9 protein-coding genes and 1 pseudogene are annotated in these 12,010 nt (G+C 59.5%); 6 read left to right on the plus strand and 4 right to left on the minus strand.

Annotated features, from left to right (window positions below; all coding sequences use genetic code 11):
• Positions 1-19 precede the first annotated feature (19 nt).
• The 4 genes and pseudogenes from CTATCC11996_RS19080 (at position 20) to CTATCC11996_RS19095 (ending at position 6,237) form a co-directional block, all read left to right on the plus strand.
• Positions 20-3,211: a tetrathionate reductase subunit A gene (locus tag CTATCC11996_RS19080; protein WP_034349787.1), complete on the plus strand. Its 3,192-nt coding sequence runs from the start codon at positions 20-22 to the stop codon at positions 3,209-3,211.
• Positions 3,212-3,946: 735 nt separating this feature from the next.
• Positions 3,947-4,621, plus strand: coding sequence for a hypothetical protein (locus CTATCC11996_RS19085; RefSeq protein ID WP_003079302.1), 675 nt, complete (start codon positions 3,947-3,949; stop codon positions 4,619-4,621).
• A gap of 79 nt (positions 4,622-4,700) precedes the next feature.
• Positions 4,701-5,408: a hypothetical protein gene (locus CTATCC11996_RS25965; RefSeq protein ID WP_172590548.1), complete on the plus strand. Its 708-nt coding sequence runs from the start codon at positions 4,701-4,703 to the stop codon at positions 5,406-5,408.
• Between the two features lie 290 nt (positions 5,409-5,698).
• Positions 5,699-6,237: pseudogene (locus tag CTATCC11996_RS19095) on the plus strand (DUF1697 domain-containing protein).
• Between the two features lie 88 nt (positions 6,238-6,325).
• Here CTATCC11996_RS19095 and CTATCC11996_RS19100 read toward each other — a convergent pair.
• Together CTATCC11996_RS19100 and CTATCC11996_RS19105 are read right to left on the minus strand one after the other, a co-directional pair.
• Positions 6,326-6,955 carry a DUF2625 domain-containing protein gene (locus CTATCC11996_RS19100; protein WP_003079310.1) on the minus strand — a complete coding sequence of 210 codons (630 nt, stop codon included), beginning with the start codon at positions 6,953-6,955 and terminating at the stop codon, positions 6,326-6,328.
• 115 nt (positions 6,956-7,070) lie between these two features.
• Positions 7,071-7,493, minus strand: a complete 423-nt coding sequence (locus CTATCC11996_RS19105; protein ID WP_003079314.1) for a VOC family protein — start codon at positions 7,491-7,493, stop codon at positions 7,071-7,073.
• 436 nt (positions 7,494-7,929) lie between these two features.
• Between CTATCC11996_RS19105 and CTATCC11996_RS19110 the strand changes: the two genes are divergently transcribed.
• Positions 7,930-8,847, plus strand: a complete 918-nt coding sequence (locus tag CTATCC11996_RS19110) for a LysR family transcriptional regulator (protein WP_003079317.1) — start codon at positions 7,930-7,932, stop codon at positions 8,845-8,847.
• Positions 8,848-9,016: 169 nt separating this feature from the next.
• On the plus strand, positions 9,017-10,648 hold the full coding sequence (locus CTATCC11996_RS19115; protein WP_003079319.1) for an ATP-binding cassette domain-containing protein: 1,632 nt from the start codon (positions 9,017-9,019) through the stop codon (positions 10,646-10,648).
• 171 nt (positions 10,649-10,819) lie between these two features.
• Here the strand turns inward: CTATCC11996_RS19115 and CTATCC11996_RS19120 are convergent, their stop codons facing one another.
• On the minus strand, positions 10,820-11,230 hold the full coding sequence (locus CTATCC11996_RS19120; RefSeq protein WP_003079322.1) for a hypothetical protein: 411 nt from the start codon (positions 11,228-11,230) through the stop codon (positions 10,820-10,822).
• 433 nt (positions 11,231-11,663) lie between these two features.
• A complete protein-coding gene (locus tag CTATCC11996_RS19130; RefSeq protein ID WP_003079330.1) occupies positions 11,664-11,945 on the minus strand; it encodes a YkvA family protein in 282 nt (93 codons plus the stop codon).
• Positions 11,946-12,010: the final 65 nt, after the last annotated feature.

A 12,010-nucleotide genomic window follows, 5' to 3' on the forward strand; every position in this document is an offset into this window, starting at 1 on the left:
TCACACAAAGGGCAAGACCATGACTGACAAAAAACTCCCCCCCGAACAATCCCAAGGCGCCGAGACCGGGCACACCGATGCCGGCCGCCGCCGCATGCTGCTGCGCGGCGGCGCCGTCGCAGGCGGTCTGGCAGCTTTTGCCGCAGGCTATGGCGAAACTGTGGCCAAGGGAGCCAAGGGACTGATCACCGGCAGCTCGGGCAAAACCACCCAAAGCGCCACGCGCGGCAACTCGCTGACGCCCGAATTCCGTATCGACCCCGCCAGCGGCAAGCTGACAACCCAGCCCGGACAGGTGGTCAGCCCCTCCTCATGTCTGGGCTGCTGGACACAGTGCGGCGTGCGTGTGCGCGTCGACACCGCCGACAACCGTATCATCCGTATCGCCGGCAACCCCTATCACCCGCTGGCCACAACCCACCCCGCGCCCATGGAAACGCCGGTGCGCGAGGTCTATGCCATGCTGGGCGGTGACAACGGCCTGGAAGGCCGCGCCACCAGTTGCGCCCGCGGCTCGGCCATGCTCGAGCACCAAAAAGCTCCCCACCGCGTTCTCAAGCCGCTCAAGCGCGTGGGCCCACGTGGCGCCGGCCAGTGGAAGAGCATCACGCTCGAAGAGCTGGTTCAGGAAATCTGCGAAGGCGGCGATCTCTTCGGCGAAGGCCATGTGGACGGCCTGCGCGCCATCCGCGACGTCAACACGCTGATCGATGAAGCCAATCCCGAATACGGCCCCAAGTCCAACCAGCTGCTGGTGACGGAGGCCGCCAACGAAGGCCGCACCCCGCTGGTCAACCGCTTTGCCAAACAATCGTTCGGCACCATCAATGTGTCCAATCACGGCTCTTACTGCGGTCAGACCTACCGTGTGGGCACAGGTGCGGCGCTGGGCGATATGGCCGGCATGCCCCACGGCAAGCCGGACTGGCAGAATTCGCGCTTCGGCCTGTTCATCGGCACCTCGCCAGCGCAGTCCGGCAACCCGTTTCAGCGCGTGGGGCGCGAGCTGGCCGAGGCCCGTTCGCGTAGCGAGAACACCTATAAATATGTGGTGGTCTCACCCATGCTGCCCACTTCGTCCAGCCATGCGGCAGGTGACAACAACCGCTGGCTGCCCGTCAAACCCGGCAGCGACCTGGCGCTGGCCATGGGTCTGATCCGCTGGATCATCGACAACGAGCGCTATGACAAGCAGTTTCTGACCCAGCCCGGCCCCGCCGCCATGGCAGCAGTGGGCGAGGCATCCTGGAGTAACGCCACGCACTTGCTCATCAACGAACCCAAGCACCCCCGCTTTGGCCAGTTCTTGCGCGGCGCGGACATTGGCCTGCCCATGCCGGAGCCAGTGGACGAAAAAACACCCGCCGAAGACGTGTATGTGGTGCAACTGGCTGATGGATCGCTGGCCGCGCACACCGTGGCCCAGAGCGCCGAGCTGATCGTGGAGCGTGAATTCACTCCCCGCAAGGCTGCGGATGCGACCGATGAACCCACTCCGATTGCTGTCTGCACCGCCTTCGTCAAACTGCGCACTGAAGCGCACAAAAAGACGCTGGAGGAATACGCTGCTCTTTGCGCCGTGCCCGTAAAGGAGATCGAAGACCTGGCGCGCGAGTTCACCAGTCATGGCAAACAGGCCGTGGCCAACTCCCACGGCGGCACCATGAATGGCTCCGGCTTCTACACCGCCTACGCCATCGCCATGCTCAACAATCTGATCGGCAACTTGAACGTATGCGGCGGCTGGGTGATGGACGCGGGGCCATTTGGCCCCTTCGGCCCCGGCCCACGCTACAACTTTGCGCAGTTTGAAGGTGCCGTCAAACCCAAGGGCGTGGCCCTGTCTCGCACCAAGTTCCCCTACGAGAAGACCAGCGAGTTCCGACGCAAGAAAGAAGCGGGCCAGAACCCCTACCCCGCCAAGGCCCCCTGGTACCCCGCGCCCGGCGGCCTTTCCAGCGAGATGCTGGCCGCCGGAATGCTGGGCTACCCCTACCCGGTCAAGGCCTGGATCAACCATATCAGCAACCCCATCTACGCTATGTGCGGTTTCGAGAATGCGCTGGCCGACTCGGTCAAGGACGTGAAAAAGCTGCCGCTGTTTGTCTCGGTGGATCCCTTCATCAACGAAACCTCTGCGCTGGCCGACTACATCGTGCCAGACACCGTCACCTATGAGAGCTGGGGCATTGGCGCACCATGGGCCGACGTGGTGGCCAAGAGCAGCACGGTGCGCTGGCCCACCGTCGATGCCGCTACCGCCAAAACTGCCGACGGTCAGCCCATCAGCTTCGAGACCTTTGTCTTTGCCGTTGCCAAGCAACTGGGTCTGCCTGGTTTTGGCAAGAACGCCATGTCCACCAAAGACGGCGAGCCGCTCGATCTGGAAAACGCCGAAGACTTCTATCTGCGCGGCATCTGCAATATCGCCTACCAGGCGGGCAAGTCCGTGCCCGAAGCCAGCGATGACGACATCGCAATCACCGGCCTCGAGAAGTGGATGCCCTCGCTGCAAAAGCGTGTCGCCCCTGAGGAAGTGCGCCGCGTCGCCATGGTCATGAGCCGTGGCGGTCGCTTCGACAAGGTCGAAGACGCCTGGAAGGGCGACCAGCTCAAGCTGCAGGCCAAGTTCCCGGCCACGTTCTGGCACGAAGGTCTGTCCAGAATGCGCCACTCCATGACCGGCGAGCGTTACAGCGGCTGCCCCACCTGGTACCCCACGCGTCTGGCCGATGGCTCGGACATGCGCCAAGTGTTTTCCGAGCAAGACTGGCCGCTGACCATGACCAGCTACAAGTCCAACTTGATGAGCAGCATGTCCATCGCCGCCTCACGGCTGCGCCAGGTGCACCCGCACAATCCTGTGAGCATCAACAAGGCCGACGCGGCAAGGCTGGGCATAGCCAATGGCGACCACATCGAACTCAGCACCCCCGGCGGCAAACTCCAAGGCGTAGCCTTGGTACGCGCGGGTATCGCGCCCGGTGCGATCGCCATTGAGCACGGCTACGGTCACAAGCAACTGGGCACCGTGTCCCACAAGGTCGACGGCCAGCCCACCCATGCCAACCCCCAACACGGCAATGGCGTGAACCTCAATGCTCTGGGCTTTACCGATCCGACCCGACCTCAAAAAGACAATGTATGGATCGACTGGGTATCGGGGGCAGTGGTCAGGCAAGGGTTACCAGTAAGAGTCCGAAAAGCTTGATAAGAGCCTGAAGCTCTGGCGGGCGATCGGGGCAGAAAATCCCGTCGCTCGCGTCTGCGAGGGATGGCCCTGAAACGACCGCCAACAACCCGCTGCGATATCTTGAACCTGCCGAGAAGCAACCGCATTGCCGATCATTGGCTTGCAACAAAAATCCTGGCCGGATTAGAGATTAGGTTCGCCGCGACATTGGACGTGGCAAACCGCAAGCTCTACTCCCGGATGACAGGTTTTCAACTTTCATGGAAATTCAAAAAGATAGTAATCAATTCATGAAGCACTATTCCATCAAATAAAACAGCACATTATTTACAATTAAAAACCACTCAATATTGGTATTTAAAGCCAAAAAAAACAAAGCTTCTTTCTTCTCAGGAAAATTTCGCATACAGCCATCAGAATATAGATGATTATATTGTTTTGAAAATTACACTTAAAAACAATATCTAAATTATCTAATTTCACTTCATTGTTGATAGCAATGTAGTTCTAGACTTCAATAAATTGTACAAATAACAACAGCAGATCCGCAGAATCCTATTCCGTGCCCAAACAAGGTATTTCTGTTTTCATCTGGCTTATTGAAACTGACATTAACCGAAAGAACGTTTTGGCACAGGCATCTGCGAAGCCAAAACGCAACTCCGGTTGGCATTGATCATTGCGCAATGGCAAATGGTCTTTCGCCTGAATTCATCCCGGTGGTCTGAGAACTCGCTATTCAAAGGAATGATCATGAAAAAGTCTTTGATTGTCATGGCGGTTGCTGCCTTGGCTGGTGTGGCATCTGCTGCAACCAACACGGGGACCAATGCATCCTCGGGAACCTATTCCTCGGTTGCAAGCTCCGGCACGGGCAGCGCTGTGAGCTTCAATAGTGCGAAGACCAGCGCTCAAGCAAGCGGCTTTGGAACCAGCACCGGCACCACCGGTTCCTGGGGACCTGTGGCCTCGGGCCAATCGAGTGTCGGCGGAAGCGCCTCCACCACAGGAACCGTCACCAGTCTTGCGGCAACCAGCGGGGGCGGCGTTGCCGGCGGCTACGGAACCACCAACGCCAACGCACATTCGGATGTAGGTAGCAATTACCTCGGCCACGCTCCCGGTAAGTTGGTCAGCGGTGGCGCCGGAGGCTACGCAAACTCGAGCACCAACAATGTGGCTGGAACCGCGTCAATCGGCAACGGCATTGCAGTGGTGAACAGCACTGCCCATACCAACTCCTACTTTGGTGCGAACTCGCAGGCGATCTCGGGTCCGGGAGGAACCTCGACCAGCAATAACTCTGGCGCCTCCTCTGTCGGCAATGCGACAACTACCGGCTTCAGCCTGGGTACAGCCTTCGGAGGCTCCAATGGTGGCGGAACTTCGGGCAATGCTTATGGATGGGCGAACTCAGCCGCCAACTAGATAAGTTCCGCGAACTCAGTTGTATTGCCCCCGAGTTGAGGCCTCCCAAGTCAAGACTCGGGGACAAGGGAGAAACAGCATGAAAGCCTCAATAGCCTTGCTAAGCCTTTGTGTCCCTTTGTGCAGCTTTGCGCAGAATGCCGATAGCAGTGCACAAAGCCTCTCCAGCTCCTCGTCAGTGGGTGCACAACAGAATCAATCCATCACCATCGTGAATCCGGTTGCTGCGGCGGACAGCCGATCGGTATCCAGCATCGAAAGCAGGTCGACCTCAAGCTCGGATCAAAACATAACAACCAACGGAACCACCACCCAGAATCTGAACAGCACGGTATCTGGGACATCCAGGAACATCGTCGAGTACAGCGGCACATACACCGTGAAGAACGTTCCCAGCGTGAACGGCCCCAACCTCACGACCAGCAATGACACCTGCATGGGCAGCAGCAGTGGAAGTGCCAACGGCCCAGGCTTTGGCGTGAGCTTCGGCACAACCTGGACGGACGAGCATTGCAAACGCCTGAAAATGAGCCGTGAGCTCTGGAACAAGGGCATGAAGGCAGCCTCGCTGGCAATGGACTGCATGGATCCTGCCGCTCGCATGGCACTTGAGATCACGGGTTCTAAATGCCCTCAATCCATGACCGTAGAAGAGCGTCGGAACAACTACGGGCCGGATGCTTCGGCACAGGGCAGTCCTGCACCTTCTACCGCCCAGGTGATTTCTGGCACCAGCCTCGGGCAGGCAATCGAGTCCAGACAAACGGCAAGCCTCTATCCGAACTGACAAGCGCTCGGGGCAGTCCTGGCGGGTGGCACAAGGGCAGCCTGAGCCTTGGCGGATTCTGTGAAATGCAGGAGCAATCCTTGCAAAGACTAGGGCTTTGGCCCAAGCCAAGCACGGTTGGTGCCGCTGTGGAGTGGACTGCAAGTCCTCCTGAATCCACACTATCCCGGCCACCCCAATCTCGCGGGCTGATGCGATACGCTAGCATCCTCTTGTGCGCCTTGGCGCTCCGTCGCATTGTGCGGGATTTCTCCGCCTAGCCCCTTCGAGATCCAGCCCATTTGTCCGTCATGCCCATCTATGTCGCTCTGCTGCGGGCCGTCATGTCGGCGGAACCGGCAAACTCCCCATGGCCGAGTTGAAGTCCATGTGCGAGGCCGAAGGGTTTGCACAGGTACAGACCTATATTGCCAGCGGCAATGTAGTACTGGATGCAGATTGCACCGAGCAGCAGCTCAAGTCCGCATTGGAACGACGCCTGGCCAGTTACGCCGGCAAGCCCGTGGATGTCATCGTGCGCACGGCCCGGGAAATGGAGGAGGTGCTGGCCAACAACCCCTTTCCCGAATCCCCGGGCAACCGCACTGTTGCCATCTTTCTCGATGAAGCACCACCTGCGGACGCACTAACCCAGATCAAGGGTCGCAAGGACGAACAACTGCAGTTGGGACGGCGCGAGATCTATGTGGCTTATGGTGCAGGAATGGGCAGTTCCAAGCTCAGGATTCCAGCAGCAGCCCAAGGTACGGCCAGAAATATCAACACGATTGCCCAATTGGTTGAAATGGCGACAGCACGCCATGAGGTTGCGACACGGGAAAAGCGCTGATACCCGCTTGAGCCGGTCGCACGCAGGCGGTGAAAGCGGCACAGCCACCTGATATCTCATCCTTTGTCTTGGCTCAGGCAGGCTCTTTCTATCCACCCTTGCTCATGAATGCGTAGTGTTCTGCTGCCGGTACCGGCTTGCGCGCACTCGAAAGTACGGAGCCCTGCTCCGTGAAGAGAAAAGGATAGAAGCTCATGCAAGCATCATTGCCCATGCCGGCCACCTCGGCTTCCCAGCCTTCCCAACGCAAATCACGGTAGAAGTCGCGCAGCCCACCCGTGAAAGCCCATTGCACAAAAGCCGTATGCCTCATCTCCAGCGACTCCCAGGCCCAGGTGTCTGGAGCCAGATAATGGACGGCCCCCAGATCCTCGCCCAGGGCCCCGCCATTGATGGCAAAGAATCCCCCAACGGCATCGTCGGCAATCAGCAAAAATCCGCTGCTGCGCGCGCGATTCCACGCTGCGAGATCGCGTGTAAGCCTGGGATGCCCCGAGCCCAGCATTCTGAGCCAGCCCCCATCAATGAGAATTCCACCGGTTCCATGAGCCATGGCCCCCAGCGGCGAGCGTGTCGTGACCTGCAATGCAAGCAACACGGAGTCTCTCTGAGCCGAGGGAGGAAGGCATTCGACAGGAATGCTCGCCTCCTGCGCCCAGGCTTGTATCAGTGGCAAGGCCGGCTCGTCGCGATCCAAAAGTTCTGCCAGTGCACGCATCGATCCTCCTTGATGCAAAAGTCAATAATGTCGGAATTCTGACATTTGATCCTGGTATCCGGAAGCCTCGTGAAAGACCTCCAATCGCTGCATGACTCAACATTGACGTGATGGCTCATTCGCTAGGCATCGGCTCCGGCGGCTGGCTGGCGCCTGGCAGTGTCTGGACCGCTTGCACGGAATGAGGGTGGGCCTGATGCAGCCCTAAGGTGCAGCCAAAGGGATCAAGCAGCATTGCCGCAGCCGCACCAAGGCTTGTGACGATGGGACCTCGGTACAAAACCGCCCCTCTTTGTTCAAGTTCCTGTATCGCTTCCTGCAAATCAGCCACCTCCCAATAGACTGTCGCCCCACCGGCTCCCCCCGGACACTTGCTGTCCTGCGGATGGAAACCGATCAGACATCCCGACGTCCGGATAAAAGCGTAGTGATGATTCTCGTATTGCACCTGGGACTGAAACAATTCGGCATACCAGATAGCAGCGGCATCAATATCTTGCACAAACAGCACGATGGATTCAATTTGCTTCAGCAACATAAGCGTTCAATGACTCTGCAAAACAGCGGCCCACAAATGTAGCGCTGACCTGGTGCTGAAAAGCAGCCGATATGCAGAAGCTGCAATCGCCTGGGAAGCATGCCGCGCAGCAGCCAGGAGCCATCGATTCCCGAGAATGTCTGCAGCCTCCTTCTCACCCCCCATTGGGTGGCACTCTGAAGCCTGCCCCTACTCGTGCCTCGGCACGCTCCAGCCAGTTTCGGACTCGTGCCAGCCACTGCAACGCGCGGAGTTCCCCGGACTTTGTCACTTCAAGCGAGTTGAGGCTCGGAGCCCTGTCACTCAAGACCCCATATTCCCCGCCGTGGTCTTCAATTTGATGATTTTTCATGGTCGGCCAATGGTCTACAGACACCTAACATCTGTAAAGTTGAATGATCTGACCATTTAATTCAGAAAATCTGAAGAATAAATCATGCGAAACCTCAATCTCGACCAGTTGCAGACGCTGATTGCCATTGCCGATCTCGGCACCTTCGCCGCAGCGGCCCAGGCGCTGCATCTGGCTCCACCCACGGTCAGCCTGCACGTCAAGGAACTGGAGGCGCGCATGAATGCCACGCTGCTGCTGCGCGGCAGGCGCCAGGCGGAACTGACATCGGCCGGCCTGGTGCTGGTGCAGAAGGGACGCAAGCTGCTGGAGGCCGGAGACGACCTGATCGATCAGGTTCAGCGCCATGCAAGCGGTCGCGCCGGCCTGGTCAAGGTAGGCGTATCAGCCGGGGTCAACATCCGGCTGTTTCCGTTGATGCTCGACGCCCTGAGTCGCCGCAGCCCGGGCATTGACATCAAGTTGGAGGCTGTTGGCTCGGCCGACTCCATGCAACGCCTCAAGGCCGGAACGCTCGATATCGCCCTGGTCGCCAGCCCGCAGGCGGAGACGGCTGAGATCATGCTCACGCCCTGGCGTAACGACCCCATGGTGGCCCTGTTGCCCGCAGCCTGGGAGGTCCCCGAACAGGTCAGCCCCGAATGGCTGGCAAGCCGCCCCTGGGCCTGCTTTGCTTCCGCCACGCAGATGCACGGCCTGATTGCCGGCTGGTTCGGCCAGGCAGGCCTGAGTCCCCGCCCATTCATTGCACTGACCTATACCGAGGCGCTAAAAAGCCTGGCAGCCGCCGGTCAGGCTGCAGCCCTGCTGCCGCTGGAAGCCATGGAAGAGCAGCAGCAACAGAGCAGCGTGCAGATACGGCATCTGTCACCCACCTTGATGCGCCCCATGGCCATCGCCCATCGCCAATTGCCAACGCTGAACCCTGCGACCGCCAGCGTGCTGACGGTGCTGGCGGAGTTCGGCAATCAGGCAGCGGCGTGCGCGCCACAGCTCGCTTGACCTCAGCGCTGGACTGCCTAGAATTGAGCACTTTCGCTTTCCAACGAGACTCTTCACCCATGCGCCATTGATGCCGCCGTCTGCTTGACGGCCACCTCCCCTCCTCCCAATCGCTGCCGTCCACATGTGCAGCCTGGGGATGTTAGGCATCAACCCATCGCATGGTCTTATGACAGAAACTCGCCTGACGCTGCATGGCGTCTCTTACACACTGCCCAATGGGCGGCCACTCTTTTCCAATCTTTGCTGCAACTTCGGCTCACAGCGCACGGCGATGGTGGGTCGCAATGGAGTGGGCAAAACCGTGCTGGCACGCATTCTGGCTGGCGAGTTACCTCCCGGCAGCGGCGGCGTAACCCGTGCGGGCCGCATTCACTATCTGCCACAGAACCCTCTGGCATCCCGTCCAGACCTGAGCATCGCTGCACTGGCAGGCCTGAGCAACACGCTGCTGGCACTGGAGCGTATTGAACAGGGCAGCTGCGAAGCCAGCGACTACGAACTGCTAGCCGAGCGCTGGGACATACGTCAGCAATTTCAGATGCAGCTCGAGCGGATCGGCCTGCCTCAGCTGGCACCGCAAACACCTGCCAGCCAGCTCAGTGGTGGCCAGGCCATGCGCGTGGCGCTGCTGGGTGCACAACTGGCCCAGGCCGACTTTCTGATTCTGGATGAACCCAGCAATCATCTGGACGCTGCCAGCCGCTCTGCCCTGGCGCAGCAACTGCAACAATGGCGCAGCGGCCTGCTGCTGATCAGCCATGACAGAGTCTTGCTGGAGGTCATGGACTCTGTTGCGGAACTGACCCCCAGCGCAATCACCATCTATGGCGGAAACTACTCTTTTTACAGAGAAGTCCAACGCCAGAAAACCCAGAATGCACAAGACGAACTGGCCCGCCTCAAGCTGGAGCGCAGCCGCACCGAGCAGGCCTTGCACACGCAGCAGCAGCGCCAGAGTCGCAGGCAGGCACGCGGTGAAAAGCTGGGAAAGAACGGCAATCAGGCCAAGATTCTGCTGGACGCTGGCAAGGAACGCGCCCAGAGTTCGGGCGGCAAGCTGGCGACCCAGCAGGCCGCAGCGCGCGAAACCCTGAACCAAAACGTGCGCGAGGCGGCCCTGGCACTGCAGCGCCAGGTGGACTGGCAGGCCGACAGCATCCACTGGCATCCGCCTCAAGAGCTGAGGAGCCAGGGAGACCACATCGTTGCCGAGCTGCGTGATGTGCAACTGCCTCACGTTGGGCCGCCCCCTCCTCTAAATCTGGTGCTGCGCGCCGGTCAGCGCATGGCCGTCAGCGGCCCCAACGGCTGCGGTAAGTCCATGCTGTTGCAACTGCTGGCAGGGCAGTTGCAGCCGCTGACGGGCGAGTACAGCCTGAATACGCCGTTTGCACTGCTGGACCAGCACCAGAGCCTGTTGCAATCCGAATCACCGGTTCTGAGCCAGTTGCTGGCCGCCAGTCCGCGCACGCCCGAGTCGCTGCAACGTATGCGACTGGCACAGGTCGGACTGGATGCGCGCCATATTGATCAACCTAGCGGACAACTCAGCGGTGGCGAGCGCCTCAAGGCTGCCATGGCCTGTGCACTCTACCGTGACGAGCCAGCGCAATTGCTGCTGCTGGACGAACCTGACAACCACCTGGATCTGCCATCCCTTCAGGCGCTGGAGAACATGTTGTGCCAATACGCGGGCACGCTGATTATCGTCTCGCACGACAGCATGCTGCTCCGGGCGCTGAAGTTGACGCACCAGCTGAGCTTTGCCGCTGAAACATGGACATTGACAACGCTCTGATCGCTGCAGTCGGCACTGTCACGTTCATTGCCGACTGGCAGGGTCAGCTCTCGGTTGAGCAGCGCCGCGCATCCTGCCCGTAGTTCGGCAATCCACGAGGCACCTGTGCACACCATGTTTCCGAGCTCCCCGACCATTCACGCGCTTGCCCCTGTTTTCGGTTTCAGAGGTTCAGGAAGTCTTTTTCCAGCTTCTTCCGTCAGTGGAGCGATAGTCACCACCCGTGGCACAGCAACCGCCTGCACCAAAGGCCATTCGCCCCAGTGTGACCCGAAGCACGCCGGCCTCATAACGGATGGATTGACGCTGGCAGGAGGTGAAGAACGGGTATGGCTCGGGTGCCAGCACCTTTTCCCAGCGAACTTCGCCCTTCTCCAAAGGCTCCACAAGAAAGACCTCGCAATCGTGGACCAACAGGAATACCGGCAGGCCTGCCAGCACGCCCTTGAAGACCTGCTCCGGCGTTGCATCACGCGTGGCCTGCGCCTGCTTGCTAAGAGGTGTTCGGGCTTCGCCAGAGTTGCAGCCCGACAGACCTGTCAGCGCCAGCAACAGAAAGGAAAACAAGGGCTTTGCGATCATGAGAGCCCAGTATGCCAGTTGCCTGCAATCGCCACGGCTGAAATCGTTTTGGAAAACCAGAGCAGTCAGCCTGTGTTTCCTGTGATCCGCGATATCTTCATGCCCTACTGCATCAGCGCGCGCGACCAGCCCACCATATCGCCCCCTGGAGTACGGTGTCAGACCACCAGCGCAAGCTGTGTTTTTTCAAATCGGCCCCACGTCTCATGCCTTCCGGGCGAGTCTCAAGGCATTGGGCTTCGACCTGAAAACCGACAAGGTCATGAAGCTTGAGCTGGGTGCAGACCAGAGCCATTTCTCTTCGGGCAATGCCACGGCAGAACTCCCGCTCTTGGCAGCGCTTCAATTTCTGGGCACAAGGTCTAGCGGACTTGAAAAAATGGCCAGCGCCTGATGCATCAGCGCTGGTCGCTACGGTTGTAGTGAGTGCGACCTAACCGAGCTTGGTGCCCACGCGTTCGCGCAGTGATGCCAGAAGCTCGGCCGGGAGAAACCTGAAAGCCAGTTGCAGCAGCACAAAGCCGATCAGGCCATCGTCCAGCCAGCCCAGAATGGGGATGGTGTCGGGGACGAAGTCTATGGGGCTGACAATATAGAGCGCCGCCAGCACGGTGAACAACTTGGCCGTCCGGGGCGAGCGCGGGTCACGCAGCACGGCCCATGCGAGCAGCAGCTCCTTGCGAAAGCTTGTCAGCAGACGACCCAGTTTCCACATGGCGGAGACCCCTTCAAAGCGACAAAACACCAGCCCTTAGCTTGCGACTGCTCTCAGGAAAAACA

Source organism: Comamonas testosteroni ATCC 11996, from assembly GCF_000241525.1.
Classification (GTDB): Bacteria; Pseudomonadota; Gammaproteobacteria; order Burkholderiales; family Burkholderiaceae_C; genus Comamonas; species Comamonas testosteroni.

What these genes read in the sequence shown, in the direction of transcription:
- CTATCC11996_RS19080 (WP_034349787.1), top strand. Translation starts at nt 20, where the DNA reads ATGACTGACAAAAAACTCCCCCCCGAACAATCCCAAGGCGCCGAGACC.
- CTATCC11996_RS25965 (WP_172590548.1), top strand. Translation starts at nt 4,701, where the DNA reads ATGAAAGCCTCAATAGCCTTGCTAAGCCTTTGTGTCCCTTTGTGCAGC.
- CTATCC11996_RS19100 (WP_003079310.1), bottom strand. Translation starts at nt 6,955, where the DNA reads ATGCGTGCACTGGCAGAACTTTTGGATCGCGACGAGCCGGCCTTGCCA.
- CTATCC11996_RS19085 (WP_003079302.1), top strand. Translation starts at nt 3,947, where the DNA reads ATGAAAAAGTCTTTGATTGTCATGGCGGTTGCTGCCTTGGCTGGTGTG.
- CTATCC11996_RS19105 (WP_003079314.1), bottom strand. Translation starts at nt 7,493, where the DNA reads ATGTTGCTGAAGCAAATTGAATCCATCGTGCTGTTTGTGCAAGATATT.
- CTATCC11996_RS19110 (WP_003079317.1), top strand. Translation starts at nt 7,930, where the DNA reads ATGCGAAACCTCAATCTCGACCAGTTGCAGACGCTGATTGCCATTGCC.
- CTATCC11996_RS19130 (WP_003079330.1), bottom strand. Translation starts at nt 11,945, where the DNA reads ATGTGGAAACTGGGTCGTCTGCTGACAAGCTTTCGCAAGGAGCTGCTG.
- CTATCC11996_RS19115 (WP_003079319.1), top strand. Translation starts at nt 9,017, where the DNA reads ATGACAGAAACTCGCCTGACGCTGCATGGCGTCTCTTACACACTGCCC.
- CTATCC11996_RS19120 (WP_003079322.1), bottom strand. Translation starts at nt 11,230, where the DNA reads ATGATCGCAAAGCCCTTGTTTTCCTTTCTGTTGCTGGCGCTGACAGGT.